This is a genomic window from Mycobacterium sp. MAA66, assembly GCF_041261665.1.
Taxonomy (GTDB): Bacteria; Actinomycetota; Actinomycetes; order Mycobacteriales; family Mycobacteriaceae; genus Mycobacterium.
In genome coordinates this window covers 63,216-79,426 of record NZ_JBGCCC010000016.1, presented here as the reverse complement: position 1 = coordinate 79,426, position 16,211 = coordinate 63,216, and the positions used below count along the sequence as shown (strand labels likewise).

The window sequence follows — 16,211 nt, the reverse complement described above, 5'->3', positions numbered from 1 at the left end:
GAATCCTCTGTTCTTCGCGCAAGCGCTCATCTGAATCCTCTGTTCTTCGCGCAAGCGCTCATCTGAATCCTCTGTTCTTCGCGCAAGCGCTCATCACCGCGGCATCCTGCGCCAGATCGGCCGCGGCACAAAACGCGTCGCGAAGATCAGCGGCCTGATCCCCCATGGCACCCACACCGCACCCTTCCCACGCGTGAGCGCCCGGGCAGTGGCGTCGGCGACCTGTTGCGGAGTGCTCGACAACGGTGCCGGATCCATACCGGCTGTCATCCGGCCGATGACGAATCCGGGCCGCACGATCAGCAAGTGGACGCCGGTGCCGGGTAGCGCGTCAGCCAGCCCGCAGGCGAAAGCATCGAGGCCGGCTTTCGCCGATCCGTACACATAGTTGGCCCGCCGCGCCCGGGCCCCGGCGATCGACGAGAACACCACCAGCCTGCCGCGTCCGGCTGCCGTCATCCGCCCGGCCAGCAGCGTCAGCAGGTTCACCTGCGCGACGTAGTCGGTGTGTAGGACGGCGACCGCGTGGGCCGCGTCAACTTCGGCACGGGCCTGGTCGCCGAGAATGCCGAAAGCGAGCACCGCTGTGCCGATCGGCCCGTGTTCGGCTTCGATGTCGGCGATCAGCGCGGCATGCGAGGCCAAGTCGTCGGCGTCGAACTCGCGTGCCTGCACCGCCGCCGCTCCGGCGGCCCGCACCACCGCAGCCTCGTCGACCAATCGGTCCGCACCCCGTGCCGCCAGCACAACTGTCGCCCCCGCAGCCAACCGCGCGCCGAGTTCGACGCCGATTTCGCTGCGGCCGCCGAAGATGACGACGACTCCGCCGCCGCTGCCCGTCGTGTCGTTCACGGCTGCGATTATCACCTGCGCTAGTTTTATCCGTGATGCCCAAGGCGACTACCCGGCTTACCAGCGACGCGCTGGCGTTCCTGACCGAACGTCATCTCGCGATGCTGACGACGCTGCGATCCGACGGATCACCGCACGTCGTGGCCGTGGGATTCACGTTCGACCCCAAGACGCACATCGCGCGGGTGATCACCACCGGCGGGTCACAAAAAGCGATCAACGCCTCCGAGCGTGGCGTGGCCGTGCTGAGTCAGGTCGACGGTGCCCGCTGGCTGTCCTTGGAGGGCAAATCCGCCGTCAGCAGCGACGCCGATGCCGTCCGTGACGCCGAGCTGCGTTACGCCCAGCGCTACCGGACACCGAGAACCAATCCCCGGCGGGTGGTCATCGAGGTGCGGGTGGAGCGAGTCCTGGGCTCTGGCGACCTGCTCGACCGCGGCGAGGACTGACCACCTCGCAACCCGAATTCGGGCCGCATCAATTGACCTCTCGGCACACTGCATGGTGTCAAAACGCGCAGTCAGCTCCACGTATCGGATCTCCGGTTCAACCATGGCGTCGGCAACGATCCTGAAGTGACGGCCGGTGACCAGGCCGCATCAATTACTCCGGGACCTGTCGCCGCAGGCTGCCGTCCGACCGCCTGCGTTCGACCGTTGGGCTCCGCCTTCCGAGTCCCAAAGAGCTTGCGCTGCAGTTGTTTGCGTACAGACCCTGCCGTCCTGGGGCCGGGCTGTGAGGAGGTCGGCGACGGTCGAGCCATTGACCGCCGAGGCGGCCATCATAGTGGCGTGCGATTGGTCGGCATCAGTTTGCACGGGGACCACCAACAGCAGAATGCGCTCTCGGTTGAGTCCGCGGACTTCGAGAGTTTTGGCCGGTTGACGGCGGTACCCGTCGAGTCGGACCTGCCGTCCGCCGGTGGCCAGTTTGGCTGGCGCTTTCACCCATTCGGCGAGGTTGTACATGACGCGGTCGATCGTTCCGAGTCGAACCGACAGCACTGCCAACAGATCAGGTAATTCAGTCGCGAGGTCGTCACTTCGTGGCCACCATGCCCCGTCGACGTACCCGCTATGAGGAGCCTTGGGCTTCAGCCGCAACCGCGGCGTGTGTTCGGGCGGTGTGCGTGTGCGGCGTCGCTTGGCAACGTTGTGTGCTTGTAGCGTCATGATGACGCTCCCGTCTTGACCGTTCAACGGTCAAATCATTCGAAATCGGCGGCGACGCAACATAACAGCCGCGTACGAAGTGCCGACGATGCTTGTCATGCTACTCCGGAAGTCGGATACGAAGCGCGTCCAGGGCCGCCGATCGAATCTCGCTCACCACTGGCCGCGTACAACATCGCCGGCAGTGTGATGCTCTATGCGGGCGGCTGGCACCTCGTCGGTCCACACCCGGAAGCCCGCCAATTCGGCAGGACCAAATGTGTTGGCGAGAGCGACATCGGCGGCGTCGCGCCCGCGCGCGATCAGCACCCGGCCGATACGCGGCGTGTTGTGGCGGGCATCAAACGTATGCCACTGCCCACCCAGAAACACCTCGAACCAGGCGGAGAAATCCATCGGATCATCCACCGCTGGAACGCCGATGTCGCCGAGGTACCCCGTGCAGTATCGCGCAGGGATGTTCATGCAGCGGCACAAGGCCACTGCGAGGTGGGTGAAATCGCGGCACACACCTGTGCCGTCGTAAAAGGCTTCCAACGCGGTCCGGGTCATGCGCGCGTGCTCGTATCCGAAAGTGATGTGTCCGTGCACGTAGTCGCAGATGGCCTGAACACGTCCCCATCCGGTCGGCACCTGGTCAAAGAGATCCCACGCCACCTCGGACAGCCGATCGGTTTCGCAGTAGCGGCTACCGAGCAGGAAGATAAGAGTCTCCTCGGGCAGATCCGGTACTGGAATCTGTTGAGCCTGAGGACTAATGGGGTCAGGGTTGCCAGTATCGTTGACGAATGCGTCGGCCCAGATGCGGGTACGGCCCTTACCGGCAACGATTCGGGTACACCAGTTGCCGAAGCTGTCGCGATAGGACTCGATCGCTACCGGCGGGTCGATCACCAGGTCGTCCCGACCGACGAGATCAGACACCCGGGTGAAGTGAACGTTGAGATTGAAGATCATCGGGGTTGGCTGGGGGCAGTCGTAGACCATTTCGAAGCCGACGTGAATTCGCATCATGAGTCTCCGGTATTCACTGGGTGGGATCGAGCTGGGTCAGTCGGCGACGGCGTGAAAAGTGTTCGTCCTCCGACATTTCGGTAAAGGGTGGAGAATCGTTTTGCGTATCGGCGGCACTTGCCCTGCGCAATGAATCGATCAGCATCCGGCGCAACGCCGGCCAGGGCCGGCCCGCGGCGGACACAATGCGCTGATTGATCTCCAATTCGATTCCGACGTAGACGCTCGACGCAAAGCGCAATCGCAGGCTCGAAGCCAACCCGTCCCCTTTACCCGCATACGGGTAGTTGCGGCGTACTCGCAGACCTGGCGTCAAAGCGGCCAGCGATTCCTTCCAGTGGGCGCACAACTGTGCTTCTCCGCCGCGACCGGGGTGGTAAAGGAAACCCACGTCGGCTTGGCGCACCCTGCCATCGAGCTCCGGGGTGAAGCTGTGCGACGAAATGTGGATCACTCGCTGGCCGCCCGACACCGCCCGGCCAACCAACCACTCGACCTGCGCACGATAGGGCTGGTAGTGATGCTCGAGAATCTGCGCTCGGGTCTCTTCCGACGCGCCACGTGTGACCTCGGAAAAAAGTTGCCGGTGCCCGATCGAACGATTCAGATCAACCAACAGACGGCTGGTGGTCGACGCGACCAGCGGCGCCCGAAAGGCCCTGGCGAGCGCTTTGGCCATGACCAGCGAACCCGAGTCGTAGCCCCGGTGGGAATCCAGCAGTGCCGTTCGCCCTCGGAACAACCGCTGATAGGCCGCGGGTATCCGGTTACCGCCGTGTTCACAGGTGATGATGAAGACATTCATCGCAACGACCGTTTCACCAACGCAATTCAGGCAGCCGGCGAAACACCTCTCGCACACCTTCACCCCATTCGTCGCTGAGGGCGGTGAAATAGGGATCACCTTCTTCGAATCGCCGCCGCCACTGCACTTCGAGGCTGTCCTGTTCGTAGCAAAACAGATCAATCGGCATCCCCACCGACAGATTGCTGCGCATGGTCGAATCGAACGAGACCAGTACACACTTCGCGGCGTCTGCCAGGCGCGTATGTTGCGTCAGTACCCGGTCGAGGATCGGCTTGCCGTATTTGGTTTCGCCGGTCTGAAAGAAGGGCGTGTCGAATCCCGCTTCGATGAAATTGCCCTCGGCATAGATCCGAAACAACCTGATCGGTTCCCCGCCGATCTGTCCACCGGCAATGAACGACGCGTTGAAGCTGACATTGTTCTCTGCCAGGTATGCACCGTCGCGTTTCTCGATATCACGCATCGCATCCGCGACGAGCCGTACAACGTCGAACATCGTGCGGGCTCCCATGATGTTGGCGGTTGTGTCACCGTCCGCGCAGCGCTGCGTCAACACACCGATGACAGCCTGGGTTCCGGCCAGGTTTCCCGAGCTCAGCAGCACGATCACGCGGTTGCCACGACGCTCGAATACCGTCATCTTGCAGAACTTGGCAACGTTGTCCATGCCCGCATTCGTCCGCGAGTCGGAGGCGAAAATCATTCCGGTATCCAGGATTACACCCACGCAGTACGTCATGCGATGCGACCGCCATGCATACAATTCCCCTAGCGCCGGAGGCTTCCGGCCGACGGGCATCGCCGCCCGCCGATCACGACCGGTCCCCCGCAGCGGACGCTCCGTTGGTCGGTACCGCGATCGGTTCCGGAACGGGTATGGGTGGCTGTAGCCGGGGCGCAGTTGCCGCAGCGGCCTCGTGGGCCAAGAAGGTTCCCAGTTCGGCGATCGTCGACATCAACGGCGCCGGGAAGACGACGGTGGTGTTCTTATCCACGCCGAGTTCGACCAAGGTCTGCAAGTTCCGCAGCTGCAGAGCCAGCGGGTGGGCCATCATGGTGTCCGAGGCGGCACCGAGCGCCGCGGCGGCCAATGATTCACCTTCGGCAGCAATGATTTTCGCGCGCTTCTCGCGCTCCGCCTCGGCCTGTCGAGCCATCGCCCGCTGCATGCTGTCCGGCAATTGGATGTCTTTGAGTTCCACCAGCGTGACCTGAACGCCCCACTCGACGGTGATGACATCAAGGATGGCGCGAATATCGAGATTGATCGTGTCCGTCTCGGACAACGTCTCATCCAGGGTGTGCTGACCAACCACCTTGCGCAGCGTCGTCTGTGCGATCTGATCGATCGCGGCATATACGTTTTCGATCGCCACGACCGACTTCACCGCGTCGACAACCTTGAAGTAGGCCACCGCCGAAACGTCAACACTGACATTGTCGCGGGTGATGATCCCTTGTGACTGGATCGGCATTGTGACGACACGCAACGAGATCCGGTGCAGCACATCGACGAACGGGATGATCATCCGCAGGCCGGGCTGGCGCTCACCGATTACGCGACCCAACCGGAACAACACACCGCTCTCGTATTGCTTGACGATACGCACTGCCATCGCAAACACCAGCAGCAACAGCACCACCAGGACAACGACCACGACACCCAGTGTTTTCACGTCCGTAGAACCGTCGACGGGTGCTGCAAGAAGGCCGAAAAACCGTGTGGAACAAACATAGTGATCCCGATGTGCAGACGATCACCGGAGCGTAGGGGCCACGGAGTCAACAAACTCCTGGAGTCCTGCGGCGGACAGCCGAACTCATCCCGAACCAGCTGAGATTCTCAGCACCTTTGAGGCTACACCTTTCGGTATGGCGCGCCCATCGAACCGGTCGCCCTGCGCCGTAACCGGGAAACGGATTGCGGCGGTACAGATGCCGAGGACGCATTCGCCCAGCTACGGGCGATCAGCCAAGCCGAACACCGCAAGTTGGCCAACGGGCAGTAAAGGCCCACTGCCTGTTGACATTCGACTCGGTACGAGTCACTTCGAGGATTTACTTATCGGAGCGGCGGTGGCCTCTTGTCGCGACCCGACCGGCTGCGCCCCTTTGACGTCGGCTTCATTTCGAGCGGTGCAGCCGTCCGCGGCAGCCTCTTCTGAGTACGCTTCGTAGTGCATGATCTTCGGCGTCTCCTCGGCGCCCTCGCCGCTACCGTTCTGCGCTACCCGGAGGCGTTGACTCTCGCGCATCCTCAGCGCCAGGCACACCAGGATCGCAGAGAGTAGCAGCAATCCGACCGCGACGACGACTGCAATAGTGTTGACGCTCATATTGTTTCAGTGTTGATGCTCAATGTTACTTCCCTGGGTTGCGCATGATCAGGATTCGATTGACTTCAGCTCAGCGGAGGCCGCCCCAACCACGATCAGGGTCCCCCGCGACGGGCGTACTGGTTACCCTCGACTCGGTGCCGACCGGGCGTGTGAACCGCACGATCTGTTCTGTGGTGCGATATTTCATGCATCGTCGTGCCAGCCCGGCCGCGCATCTCAGCGATGGGGTCAGTAGTAGTGGCGGCGCCCACCGATGGAGTGCCCCATTCGTCCCATCAACATGAGGAGCACACCCACCACAAGGAGGATGATGCCGATGGTCACGAACATGTGGGCGAAGGCGAAAGTGGGGACCAGACTGGGAAGCAGAAGTCCGAGGATAATGAGGACGACGCCGAGAGCGATCATGATGACTTCCTAGTGATTGTGCTGCGGTTAGGCGATGAGAATTGCCCCTGCGGGCTCAGTGAATGAGCATCTGATGGCAACCGGCAACTATCGCGATATTTGGAAATCGGTATGTGCGGCGCGAGCTGATGCTCCTCGAGCTCGGCGGCGGACGGCCGGACTCGTTCCGAACTGGCTGAATGACCTAGCAAGTACAACGCTACACCTGCTACGGACCCCCAACCAGAACTGGCGATACGCCGTTGCAACCTGGAGCCACGTGAGCCAGGTGTCCCGGTCTGGCCGGGCTGACCGTGGGCGAAGCTCGGGCAATCCCAGGCAAGTCTCCTGAACGGCCGAGGCGACCGACGACGTGCTGCGAATGGCAATCGCCCAACGGAAAGTCGGTCGAATTACATTGGCTACCAGTCGATTCCGCAAGCCAGTGCGCAGGCCATGGTCGATGTTCCCGACAGCCAGACCAGGAGCAAGACAGCTAAATCATCGATCGGCGACCGGCACAACCACCAATTCATGCGGCTGGTTGTTCATCGAGACGCACCCGTCCTCGGTGACCACCACGATGTCCTCGATGCGCGCGCCCCACCGCCCCGCGAAGTACACGCCGGGCTCGATGCTGAACGCCATGCCCGGCTCCAGCGTCAGCGCATTGCCGGCGACGATGTACGGCTCCTCGTGCACCGACAACCCGATGCCATGCCCCGTGCGGTGCACGAACACGTCCGCCAATCCTTCGGCGGCCAGCACATCACGCGCCGCCGCGTCGATCTGCTCGGCGGTCAGCCCTGGCCGCACCGCGGCCACCGCGGCCGCCTGCGCCCGCTGCAGCACCGAATACTGGCGAGCCACGACAGGATCAGGCGAACCGATGCTGTAGGTCCGGGTGCAGTCCGAGTTGTAGCCGGGGTCCACCGGCCCGCCGATGTCCACCACCACGATGTCGCCGACCTCGAGCTCGCGATCCGAGCACTCGTGATGCGGGTCGGCCCCATTCGGCCCAGATCCGACGATGATGAACGCCACTTCCGAATGCCCTTCGGCGACAATGGCTTCGGCAATGTCGGCGGCCACGTCGGCCTCGGTGCGACCGGCAACCAGGAATGACGGCACCTGTGCGTGCACCCGGTCGATCGCCGCGCCGGCCTTCGCGAGTGCATCGATCTCCGCGGGATCCTTGATCATTCGCAGCCGGCGCAGCACGTCGGTGGCCAGCACCGGCACCGCACCGAGTACCGACGCCAGCGGCAGCAGATGCAGCGCCGGCATCGAATCCGCCACGGCCACGGCCGGACCGGACAGCGCCGCCGCGACCAAGGCGTACGGATCGTCGTCGTCCACCCAATCCTGCACCGCCACACCGAGTTCGAGGATCGCCGACTCTTTCAGCGCGGCCAGCTCCAGCCGGGGCACCACCACCGTGGGAGCGGCGCCGTCAGCCGGCACCACCAGAGCGGTGAGCCGCTCGAAGGTCTGGGCCCGCGAGCCGGTCAGGTACCGCAGGTCGTAACCGGGTGTGATGACCAGCCCGTCCAGGCCTGCGGATGCAGCGGCCTCGGCGCCCTGCTGCAGGCGCGAGGCATAGACGTCGCTGCTGAACCTCGAGGTAACCATGGCGTCGAGGTTAGCCGAGGCTAGACCACTGGCAGATAACTGGCGACCTCGATCAGATTGCCATCTGGGTCACGGCAGTAATGGGACGTCATCGGGCCCAACGCCCCGGTCTTTGGCACCGGCCCATCGATGATCTCGACACCACAAGCGCGCAGATGCTCACCCACCAGCGCGGGCTCGACGTCGGCGATGAAACAGAGGTCGAGCGACCCGGGTGCGTCCACCGCGCCGGTCACCCAGTTCTCCGCGCCGGTAGGCCGGACATTGATCTTCTGGTTGCCGAACGCCAACGCAATCCGGCCTCCGCCGAACACCTCTCGGCGCATGCCCAGCACCCGGACATAGAACTCCACGGTGGCGTCCAGATTGCGGCAGTTGAGCACGACATGGTCGATACGGTCGACAACGAACGTCATACCCAGCAGGCTAGTGTCGATCCGATGCTTCTCGATATCCGCGACCTGACCGACCGGCGCGACGAGTACGCGGCCGAACTGCGCCGGCGCTGGGGCGGCCTGCTCAGCTACCGCTACATCGGCCGCCAGTACGACTCGATGGACCCCCGCGATGTCGACAGCACGGTCAAACTGCGCCACGACATGCGCAACTCCAGCGGCGGACTGTTGTTCGCGGTCCTCGGTATCAGCGCACCGGAGAGCGGCCACATGTCCGACCTGGAGGCCGTCCCCAACCCGGTGATCCACTCGTGCCAGATCATCGACCCCGGACACGATGTCGCCAGGATCGAGATCATCTCCGAGGAGCTCAAGCGCGGCCGGCAGATGGGCTACAGCCGGGCCAGGATCGTCGACGCTGATCGGCCCGAGCGCACTCTCGCGCTGATCGAGGGTCAGGGCGTCGCCATCGGCGTACCGCCCGAGGGGCTGGAGAAGATGGAGGTCGACAGCATCGAGGTGGTCGACTCACCCGATCTGCCACCGCTGTGGCAGGTCTTCGGCGGCTCGAAGCGTGACAACCATTGGGTCCTACCGGAACTCACCGAGCATGTGGCCTCCCCCGATGCCGCACTGCACATCGGCCCGCAGTTCGTCATCCTCGAGGCCGCCGCGGTCGACGCCGCCGCCGGCAACGTACAGGGCGTGTCGGCGCACGTGATGTTCCTCGCCCGCGGCAAAGCCGGACCGTTCCGTGCCGAGACCGAGGCGCTCCGCGGCGCCGACGACACGGTCGCCGTGCGGGTACTGCTGCACGACGAAGGCAACGGCGACAAGGTGATCACCTCGGCGTCCTACGTCTTCCGAAAGGTCCACGCATGAGCGAGCTTGCGAGCGAGTCGAAGACACCGAACGGGCCAGTCCTGCTCCTCGACGGTGCCAGCATGTGGTTCCGCTCGTTCTTCGGCGTGCCGTCATCGATCACCGCGCCCGACGGCCGGCCGGTGAACGCCGTGCGCGGGTTCATCGACAACATCGCCGCACTGGTCACCCAACATCAACCAGGACGTCTGGTGGTGTGCCTGGATCTGGACTGGCGGCCGCAGTGGCGCGTCGACCTGATCCCGTCGTACAAGGCACATCGCGTGGAGCAGGAAACCCCGGGTGAGGATCCCGACATCGAGGAAGTACCCGACGATCTGACCCCACAGGTCGACATGATCATGGAGCTGCTCGACGCGTTCGGCATCGCCACCGCCGGCGCCCCCGGCTACGAGGCTGACGACGTGCTCGGCACACTGGCGACCCAGGAACCGCAGGATCCGGTGATCGTGGTCAGCGGTGACCGCGATCTACTGCAGCTGGCCAGCGCGAACATCAAGGTGTTCTACATCGGTCGCGGGCTGGCCAAGGCAGTGCTCTATGGACCCGCGGAAGTGGCCGAGACCTACGGAGTGCCGCCGGCGCGGGCGGGCGCGGCCTACGCCGAGCTCGCACTGCTCCGCGGCGATGCGTCCGACGGACTCCCCGGCGTGGCCGGCATCGGCGAGAAGACCGCGGCCACGCTGTTGCAGAACTACGGCTCGCTGGCCGCCATCGAAACGGCAGCCGCTGACCCCGAGTCGAAAATGCCTGCGGCCCAAAGAAAGAAACTGCTCGCCGCCACTGACTACATCGCAAAGGCGCTACCGGTGGTCCGGGTGGCAACCGACGCCCCGGTCACCATGTCCACCGAATCGGACGCCCTGCCACTGGCCGCCCGCGACCCGCAGCGGGTCGCCGAACTGGCCGAACGGTACGGCGTCGTGAATTCGATTGCCCGACTGCAGAAGGCGCTCGACAAACTGCCGTAGCGGGGCGCTACTTGCCGGCGTCCTTCGGACGGCCCACCTCGTAGGTGCCCTTGTCGTCCTTGAAGGTCACGGTGACGCTGCGTCCGGTGCCGTCGATGTTGACGGCGCAGTTGAACGTTGCGCCGGCCTTGACCTCAGGGTCGACGCCGTCATTGCACTTGACGTCCTTGACGTTCTTGACGCCGTAGCCATTGGTCTCATCGGACAGGATCTTCTGCACGCCCTGCTGGGCCGCGCTGACATCCAGTTTGGTGGTGACGAACCAACCCGGCCAGACAAAGCCGAGGATGACGACCGCGATGACGATCACGGCGAGTACACCACCGCCGATGCCGAGCAGCAGCTTCTGGTTCTTCTTCTGGCCACCTTGGGCGAACTGCTGGTCGAATTCCTGCCCGAATCCCGGCTGGCCGTACTGCCCCGGTTGGCCATACTGCCCGGGCTGCCCGTAACCCGGCTGGCCGTACTGCGGCTGTCCGTAGGCACCCGGCTGCGGGTAACCTGCCGCCTGGCTGTAGTCGGGCTGGCCGTACTGCGGGTAGGCACCCGGCTGCTGCGGCATCGACGGGTATTGGTATTGCTCCGGGTTGTAACCCTGGGGCTGCTGCCAAGTGGGAGCGGGCGTGGTCGGCTGCTCGGCGCCGGGCGCGGGCTGCCCCCAGGCCGGCTGCTGCTCGAATCCGGGTTGCTGACCTGACCAACCCTGCGACGGGTCAGTTCCCTGCGGTCCGCTCATCGTCTCTCCTTGGTGCATCTGGCCAGTTCTCCGGCGCTGATTGCCCACATTACCGGTGACTTCGAGTGTCCATGACCTGCGTACTCTCAGCGGCCCGCGTGTCTAGCCAATAGCTGAGAGAATGCACCACATCTCGCCATAGTCTGCGCCCATGGCCAATCGGATCCAGCTGGGAAACGCGATCCTCACCCGGGTCGAGGAAACGCAGTTCGAAATCCCGACGTCGCTGTGGGCGTCGACGCCCCCGGACGCCTGGCAGGCCGAGGCCGATCTGTTGACACCACGGTTCTGGAACCCCGAGACCGGCTTGTTCCGGATTGCCGTCCAGAGCTGGGTGCTGCAGGTCGACGGGCTGACCATCGTGATCGACACCGGAGTCGGAAACGGCCGGGCCCGGCCCGAGAAGCCACCGCTGGACCAGCTCGACACCGCGTTCCTGGACCGCATGCGGGCCGCGGACATCGACCCGTCAGTCGTCGACGTGGTGGTCAATACCCACCTGCACACCGATCACGTCGGCTGGAACACCCACCTGATCGCCGACAACTGGGTGCCGACCTTCCCCAACGCCCGCTATCTGCTGCCGGAGGCCGACTACCGGTATTTCGCGCCGGACAACCCGACGACCACCGACGAGATGCGAACCGTGTTCGCGGACAGCATCATTCCGGTGGCCGACCAGACCGAGCAGTACTCCGGTGACTATCAGTTGAGCGACTCGGTGTGGCTGCGTCCCGCCCCCGGGCACACCCCCGGCTCGTCGGTGCTGTGGCTCGACGCCGGCCGGCCCGCGGTGTTCGTCGGCGACCTGACGCACTGCCCGATCCAGATTCCGCGACCCGATGACCCGTGCGCCTACGACGTCGACGCGGCCGAGGCGACCGTCACCCGCAAGCGGGTGTTCACCGAGGCATCGCGCCGGCGCGCGGCGGTGATCCCCGCGCACTATCCCGGCCATGGTGGCGCAACGATCGTGGCCCGCGGCGACCGGTTCATGGTCGACGACTGGCTGGGGCTGGAGTCTGTCTAAGCCGAGTCGATCGCCACCACGCCGCGCCGCACGTCATTGATGGCGCGTTTGGCGGTGGTGCGCAGCGCAGCGGACGGCGCGGCCAGCCGTACCTGGTCCAGCAGGTCCAGCACCTGACGGCACCAGCGCACGAAATCGCCTGCAGACAAAGGGTTTCCGTTGCCGTTATCGGAGGCCAGTAGCGCCGCCGTCAGATCGCCGGTGGTGGCCCAGCGGTGCACGGCCGCAACAAATCCGGAGTCGGGTTCGCGGCTGGACGGCAGGCGGTGCCGCTGCTCGTCGGCCCGGATGTCGTTCCAGAGTCGGCGGGTCTTGGCCAGGGCGCTTCGCACCTCTGCGGTGGTCTGTTCGGCGCCGGGGGCCACTCCCGGTCCGTCGCCGCGCGATTCGAACAGCACTGACGAGAGCACCGCGGCCAACTCTGCCGGGTTCAGCTGGTCCCAGGTACCGCTGCGCAGACATTCGGCGACCAGTAGGTCGCTCTCACTGTAGATCCGGGCCAGCAGCCTGCCGTTGTCAGTAACCGACAGGTCGTCGCCGACATGCTCGATGAACCCGCGTTCGCTGAGCAACAACACGATCCGATCGAAGGTGCGGGCCAGTGAATTGGTCGCCGCAGCGACCTTCTGCTGGATCTGGTCGTTGTCGCGTTCGACGCGCAGATACCGCTCGGCAGCGCGAATCCGGGCCTCGCGATCGGGCAGTTGATGAGCCGGGTGGCGGCGCATCTGTTCGCGGAGTCCGGCCAGCTCCGGATCGACGTCGGGTTCGATGTCCGAACCGCGACTTCGCTTGCGGGACGGCACATCCAGCCCTTCGGCAGCCGACAGCAGCGCCGACGCCAGATCCCGGCGGACCTTCGGCTGACGGTGTTCGACCCGCTTCGGCAACGACATGGTGCCCAGCTGCGCCGACGGTCCCGCGTAGTCGGCAACGGAAATCCTTCCGGCCCAACGGTGTTCGGTGAGCACCAGCGGACGCGGGTCGTCGGCGTCGAAAGCGGACTCAAGCACCACAGCCAAGCCGCTGCGCCGACCCTGCCCGATGTTGATGATGTCACCACGCTTCAACGACGCCAGGGTTTCGTTGACCGCCTTGCGGCGCTGCAGCCGCGAGGCCCGTGACTGGGAGCGTTCACGTTCGGTGATGGACGCCCGGAGCCGGGCGTACTCCAGCACCGACGGCCACTGGTCACCCTGCTCGGTCGCGATCTCCGCGAGCATCCGCTCACCGCGTTTGATGCCGCGGACCAGCCCAGACACCGAACGGTCCGCTTGATACTGCGCGAACGACTGCTCCAGCAGCTGATGCGCCTGCGCCGGGCTCATGTGCTGCACCAGGTTGATCGTCATGTTGTAAGAAGGCGCGAAGGAGCTCCGGAGCGGGAACGTTCGAGTCGAAGCCAGACCCGCAACCTGGGCCGGGTCGGCCATCTCATCGGTGGCATGCCACAACACCACGGCATGACCCTCGACATCGATGCCGCGGCGCCCGGCGCGGCCGGTCAACTGGGTGTACTCCCCCGGGGTCAGTGGTGCATGCTGCTCGCCGTTGTATTTGACCAGCCGTTCCAGCACCACGGTGCGGGCCGGCATGTTGATACCCAAAGCCAGTGTCTCCGTGGCGAATACCGCCTTGACCAGACCCTCGGTGAACAGTTCTTCGACGGTATGACGGAACACCGGCAACAGCCCGGCGTGGTGCGCGGCAATTCCGCGCAGCAGCCCCTCACGCCATTCGTGGTAGTCCAGCACCACCAGGTCGGACTCGTCGAGGTCCGCGCACCGCCGGTCGACGATATCGGCGATCCGGTCACGTTCCTCGCGGTTGGTCAGCCGTAACGGCGAACGCAGGCACTGTTTGACCGCGGCGTCGCACCCGGCCCGGGAGAACACGAAGGTGATCGCCGGCAGCAGGCCGGCCTGATCCAGTACCCCGATGACGTCCGGCCGACCGGGTGGGCGGTACATCGCGGGCCGGCCACCGCCGGAGCGGCCCCGGCCGCCACGCGGCGGCCAATCGAGCATCCGGTCGGCCTCGCGGCGGTGCGCGATGTGCTGCAGCAATGCCGGATCGACACGGGATTTGCCGGTCCCGCCGTGGGACAGGTCGAACAGGTCGAACAATCGCCGGCCCACCAGCATGTGCTGCCACAGCGGCACCGGTCGATGCTCATCGACCACCACGGTGGTGTCACCGCGGACGGTCTGGATCCAGCCGCCGAATTCCTCGGCATTGCTCACCGTGGCGGACAGGCTGACCAACCGCACTTCGTCGGGCAGGTGCAGGATCACCTCTTCCCACACCGCGCCGCGCATCCGGTCGGCCAGGAAGTGCACCTCGTCCATCACCACATGGGAAAGGCCATGCAGCGCATCGGAGTTGGCGTACAGCATGTTGCGCAGCACTTCGGTGGTCATCACCACGACGTCGGCGTCGCCGTTGACCGACTGGTCGCCGGTGAGCAGGCCGACTCGCTCGGGGCCGTAACGGGCCACCAGGTCGTTGTGCTTCTGATTGCTCAGTGCCTTGATCGGCGTGGTGTAGAAGCACTTGGTCCCCGAGGCCAACGCCAGGTGCACCGCGAACTCGCCGACGACGGTCTTACCGGCGCCGGTCGGCGCACACACCAGCACCCCACGACCGTCCTCCAGCGCCGCGCAAGCCTTGGTCTGGAAATCGTCCAGGGCGAACGACAACCCGGCCGCGAAGTCCCGCAGCTGCGGGCCGGCCTCAGGTGGCGTCATCATCGATGGTCACCGGAGTGGGGACGGCTGCCGGAGAATCGATGGGTTCGGCCACGCCGATCGGTGCCGCCTCGTCGTCGGGAACGGCCTGTTCCTCACGGCGGGCCTTGCGCCGATCATGCAGTCGGGACACCTGGATCGACAGTTCCAGCAGCAGGCTCAGCGCGAGGGAGAGCGCCAACATGGAGAACGGGTCGGATCCTGGGGTGACGACCGCGGCGAACACGAAGAGCCCGAAGATCAGGCCGCGCCGCCAGGCCCGAAGTCGTTCGTAGGTCAGTACGCCGACCAGGTTCAGCATGACGAGCAGCAGCGGAAACTCGAAACTGATACCGAACACCAGCAGCAGGTTGAGCAGGAAGCCGAAGTACTGCTCGCCGGACAGCGCGGTGATCTGCACGTCGTTGCCCACACTCAGCAGAAATGCCAGCGCCTTGGACAACACCAGGTAGGCCAGCAGCGCACCGCCGATGAACAGAACGGCGCCGACCCCGACGAACAGCGAGGCGAATCGGCGTTCTTTCTTGTACAAGCCCGGGGTGATGAACGCCCAGACCTGATAGAGCCAGACCGGGCAGGCCAGCACCACACCCGCGGTCATGCCGAGCTTGAGCCGCAGCATGAACTGGTCGAACGGCGCCGTCGCCAGCAGTCGGCATTCACCGTTGGGGGCGATGGTGGCCCGCGACGAGGCCGGCAACGAACAGTAGGGACCGCGCAGCCAATCACCCAGGCTGGGGACGTTGAAAAAACCGTTGCTGTACCAGAAGAAGCCGAAGACCGTGGTGATCAGAACAGCGATCACAGCAATCAGCAGACGGGACCGCAGCTCCTCGAGGTGGTCGACGAGCGACATGGTGCCATCGGGGTTGACCCGGGATCGCCGCCGGCGAGGGTCAAGCTTCTTGAGAATTCCGGAGATCTGCACGCGCGTGTGTAAAGACGCCAGCCAACGACGCGACGCCCGGTCGCGGTTGGGTCAGGCGAGGATCAGGCCGGATGCTTGTCCGGGTTGTCCGAGGGCGCAGGCGTCTGGTCGACCGGGTCGACCCGCTCCGCGGTGACGGGCCGCGGGGTGGACTGCGACTCCGACTGCATCTCCTTTATCTCCGACTTGAAGATGCGCATCGACTTGCCCAGGGAACGAGCTGCGTCCGGGAGCTTCTTGGCACCGAACAACAGCACAAACACCGCAATGACAATGATCCAGTGCCACGGTTGCAGACTGCCCAATTTGGCCACCTCC

Annotated in this window: 18 protein-coding genes; 4 read left to right on the top strand and 14 right to left on the bottom strand. The window is 64.8% G+C overall.

The genetic code is table 11. The features are described 5' to 3' along the window. Positions 1–93: 93 nt before the first annotated feature. A complete protein-coding gene (locus ABIA30_RS26505; RefSeq protein ID WP_370071021.1) occupies positions 94–852 on the bottom strand; it encodes an SDR family NAD(P)-dependent oxidoreductase in 759 nt (252 codons plus the stop codon). A 35-nt stretch (positions 853–887) separates the two neighbouring features. Here ABIA30_RS26505 and ABIA30_RS26500 point away from each other — a divergent pair, with 35 nt between their 5' ends. Next, the gene (locus tag ABIA30_RS26500; protein WP_370071019.1) at positions 888–1,301 is read left to right on the top strand and encodes a F420-dependent biliverdin reductase; all 414 of its coding nucleotides are present in this window, start codon (positions 888–890) and stop codon (positions 1,299–1,301) included. A gap of 150 nt (positions 1,302–1,451) precedes the next feature. Here the strand turns inward: ABIA30_RS26500 and ABIA30_RS26495 are convergent, their stop codons facing one another. The 9 genes from ABIA30_RS26495 to ABIA30_RS26455 all read right to left on the bottom strand — a co-directional run bounded on the left by ABIA30_RS26495 (position 1,452) and on the right by ABIA30_RS26455 (position 8,620). Further along, positions 1,452–2,024: a DUF5994 family protein gene (locus ABIA30_RS26495; RefSeq protein WP_370071017.1), complete on the bottom strand. Its 573-nt coding sequence runs from the start codon at positions 2,022–2,024 to the stop codon at positions 1,452–1,454. Between the two features lie 153 nt (positions 2,025–2,177). Then, positions 2,178–2,918, bottom strand: a complete 741-nt coding sequence (locus ABIA30_RS26490; protein WP_370071015.1) for a transglutaminase family protein — start codon at positions 2,916–2,918, stop codon at positions 2,178–2,180. A gap of 133 nt (positions 2,919–3,051) precedes the next feature. Further along, on the bottom strand, positions 3,052–3,843 hold the full coding sequence (locus ABIA30_RS26485) for an N-formylglutamate amidohydrolase (protein ID WP_370071037.1): 792 nt from the start codon (positions 3,841–3,843) through the stop codon (positions 3,052–3,054). A 13-nt stretch (positions 3,844–3,856) separates the two neighbouring features. Beyond that, positions 3,857–4,513 (bottom strand): peptidase, encoded by a 657-nt coding sequence (locus ABIA30_RS26480; RefSeq protein ID WP_370071013.1) that lies wholly within the window; start codon positions 4,511–4,513, stop codon positions 3,857–3,859. 145 nt (positions 4,514–4,658) lie between these two features. Further along, entirely contained in the window at positions 4,659–5,462 is an 804-nt protein-coding gene (locus ABIA30_RS26475) for an SPFH domain-containing protein (RefSeq protein WP_370071035.1), read from the bottom strand. Between the two features lie 429 nt (positions 5,463–5,891). Continuing rightward, positions 5,892–6,182: a hypothetical protein gene (locus ABIA30_RS26470; protein WP_370071011.1), complete on the bottom strand. Its 291-nt coding sequence runs from the start codon at positions 6,180–6,182 to the stop codon at positions 5,892–5,894. 231 nt (positions 6,183–6,413) lie between these two features. Then, positions 6,414–6,593 carry a DUF6131 family protein gene (locus tag ABIA30_RS26465; protein ID WP_370071009.1) on the bottom strand — a complete coding sequence of 60 codons (180 nt, stop codon included), beginning with the start codon at positions 6,591–6,593 and terminating at the stop codon, positions 6,414–6,416. A 480-nt stretch (positions 6,594–7,073) separates the two neighbouring features. Continuing rightward, positions 7,074–8,204, bottom strand: coding sequence for a M24 family metallopeptidase (locus tag ABIA30_RS26460; protein WP_370071007.1), 1,131 nt, complete (start codon positions 8,202–8,204; stop codon positions 7,074–7,076). 20 nt (positions 8,205–8,224) lie between these two features. Continuing rightward, complete coding sequence (locus ABIA30_RS26455; RefSeq protein WP_370071005.1) at positions 8,225–8,620, bottom strand: VOC family protein; 396 nt, start codon at positions 8,618–8,620, stop codon at positions 8,225–8,227. 24 nt (positions 8,621–8,644) lie between these two features. Here ABIA30_RS26455 and ABIA30_RS26450 point away from each other — a divergent pair, with 24 nt between their 5' ends. Then, on the top strand, positions 8,645–9,481 hold the full coding sequence (locus tag ABIA30_RS26450) for a hypothetical protein (protein WP_370071003.1): 837 nt from the start codon (positions 8,645–8,647) through the stop codon (positions 9,479–9,481). Next, positions 9,478–10,452, top strand: coding sequence for a 5'-3' exonuclease H3TH domain-containing protein (locus tag ABIA30_RS26445; protein ID WP_370071001.1), 975 nt, complete (start codon positions 9,478–9,480; stop codon positions 10,450–10,452). The genes ABIA30_RS26450 and ABIA30_RS26445 overlap by 4 nt, the downstream gene beginning before the upstream one ends. A 7-nt stretch (positions 10,453–10,459) precedes the next feature. On the opposite strand, the gene ABIA30_RS26440 is transcribed toward ABIA30_RS26445, so the two are convergent. Continuing rightward, complete coding sequence (locus tag ABIA30_RS26440; RefSeq protein WP_370070999.1) at positions 10,460–11,188, bottom strand: DUF4333 domain-containing protein; 729 nt, start codon at positions 11,186–11,188, stop codon at positions 10,460–10,462. Positions 11,189–11,339: 151 nt separating this feature from the next. On the opposite strand from ABIA30_RS26440, the gene ABIA30_RS26435 reads away from it, so the two are divergent. Continuing rightward, on the top strand, positions 11,340–12,218 hold the full coding sequence (locus ABIA30_RS26435; RefSeq protein WP_370070997.1) for an MBL fold metallo-hydrolase: 879 nt from the start codon (positions 11,340–11,342) through the stop codon (positions 12,216–12,218). Here ABIA30_RS26435 and ABIA30_RS26430 read toward each other — a convergent pair. The 3 genes from ABIA30_RS26430 to tatA all read right to left on the bottom strand — a co-directional run bounded on the left by ABIA30_RS26430 (position 12,215) and on the right by tatA (position 16,198). Next, on the bottom strand, positions 12,215–14,968 hold the full coding sequence (locus ABIA30_RS26430) for a DEAD/DEAH box helicase (protein WP_370070995.1): 2,754 nt from the start codon (positions 14,966–14,968) through the stop codon (positions 12,215–12,217). The two genes, ABIA30_RS26435 and ABIA30_RS26430, sit on opposite strands and share 4 nt — an antisense overlap. Further along, positions 14,952–15,893 carry a twin-arginine translocase subunit TatC gene (gene tatC, locus ABIA30_RS26425; protein WP_370070993.1) on the bottom strand — a complete coding sequence of 314 codons (942 nt, stop codon included), beginning with the start codon at positions 15,891–15,893 and terminating at the stop codon, positions 14,952–14,954. The genes ABIA30_RS26430 and tatC overlap by 17 nt, the downstream gene beginning before the upstream one ends. Before the next feature lie 62 nt (positions 15,894–15,955). Further along, positions 15,956–16,198: a Sec-independent protein translocase subunit TatA gene (gene tatA / locus ABIA30_RS26420; protein WP_370071033.1), complete on the bottom strand. Its 243-nt coding sequence runs from the start codon at positions 16,196–16,198 to the stop codon at positions 15,956–15,958. Between the last annotated feature and the right edge of the window lie 13 nt (positions 16,199–16,211).

Bases quoted from the DNA above. Each gene is read 5' to 3' on its own strand.
- ABIA30_RS26500 (WP_370071019.1), top strand. From the start codon at position 888: ATGCCCAAGGCGACTACCCGGCTTACCAGCGACGCGCTGGCGTTCCTG.
- ABIA30_RS26495 (WP_370071017.1), bottom strand. From the start codon at position 2,024: ATGACGCTACAAGCACACAACGTTGCCAAGCGACGCCGCACACGCACA.
- ABIA30_RS26485 (WP_370071037.1), bottom strand. From the start codon at position 3,843: ATGAATGTCTTCATCATCACCTGTGAACACGGCGGTAACCGGATACCC.
- ABIA30_RS26480 (WP_370071013.1), bottom strand. From the start codon at position 4,513: ATGGACAACGTTGCCAAGTTCTGCAAGATGACGGTATTCGAGCGTCGT.
- ABIA30_RS26475 (WP_370071035.1), bottom strand. From the start codon at position 5,462: ATGGCAGTGCGTATCGTCAAGCAATACGAGAGCGGTGTGTTGTTCCGG.
- ABIA30_RS26470 (WP_370071011.1), bottom strand. From the start codon at position 6,182: ATGAGCGTCAACACTATTGCAGTCGTCGTCGCGGTCGGATTGCTGCTA.
- ABIA30_RS26465 (WP_370071009.1), bottom strand. From the start codon at position 6,593: ATGATCGCTCTCGGCGTCGTCCTCATTATCCTCGGACTTCTGCTTCCC.
- ABIA30_RS26460 (WP_370071007.1), bottom strand. From the start codon at position 8,204: ATGGTTACCTCGAGGTTCAGCAGCGACGTCTATGCCTCGCGCCTGCAG.
- ABIA30_RS26455 (WP_370071005.1), bottom strand. From the start codon at position 8,620: ATGACGTTCGTTGTCGACCGTATCGACCATGTCGTGCTCAACTGCCGC.
- ABIA30_RS26450 (WP_370071003.1), top strand. From the start codon at position 8,645: ATGCTTCTCGATATCCGCGACCTGACCGACCGGCGCGACGAGTACGCG.
- ABIA30_RS26445 (WP_370071001.1), top strand. From the start codon at position 9,478: ATGAGCGAGCTTGCGAGCGAGTCGAAGACACCGAACGGGCCAGTCCTG.
- ABIA30_RS26440 (WP_370070999.1), bottom strand. From the start codon at position 11,188: ATGAGCGGACCGCAGGGAACTGACCCGTCGCAGGGTTGGTCAGGTCAG.
- ABIA30_RS26435 (WP_370070997.1), top strand. From the start codon at position 11,340: ATGGCCAATCGGATCCAGCTGGGAAACGCGATCCTCACCCGGGTCGAG.
- ABIA30_RS26430 (WP_370070995.1), bottom strand. From the start codon at position 14,968: ATGATGACGCCACCTGAGGCCGGCCCGCAGCTGCGGGACTTCGCGGCC.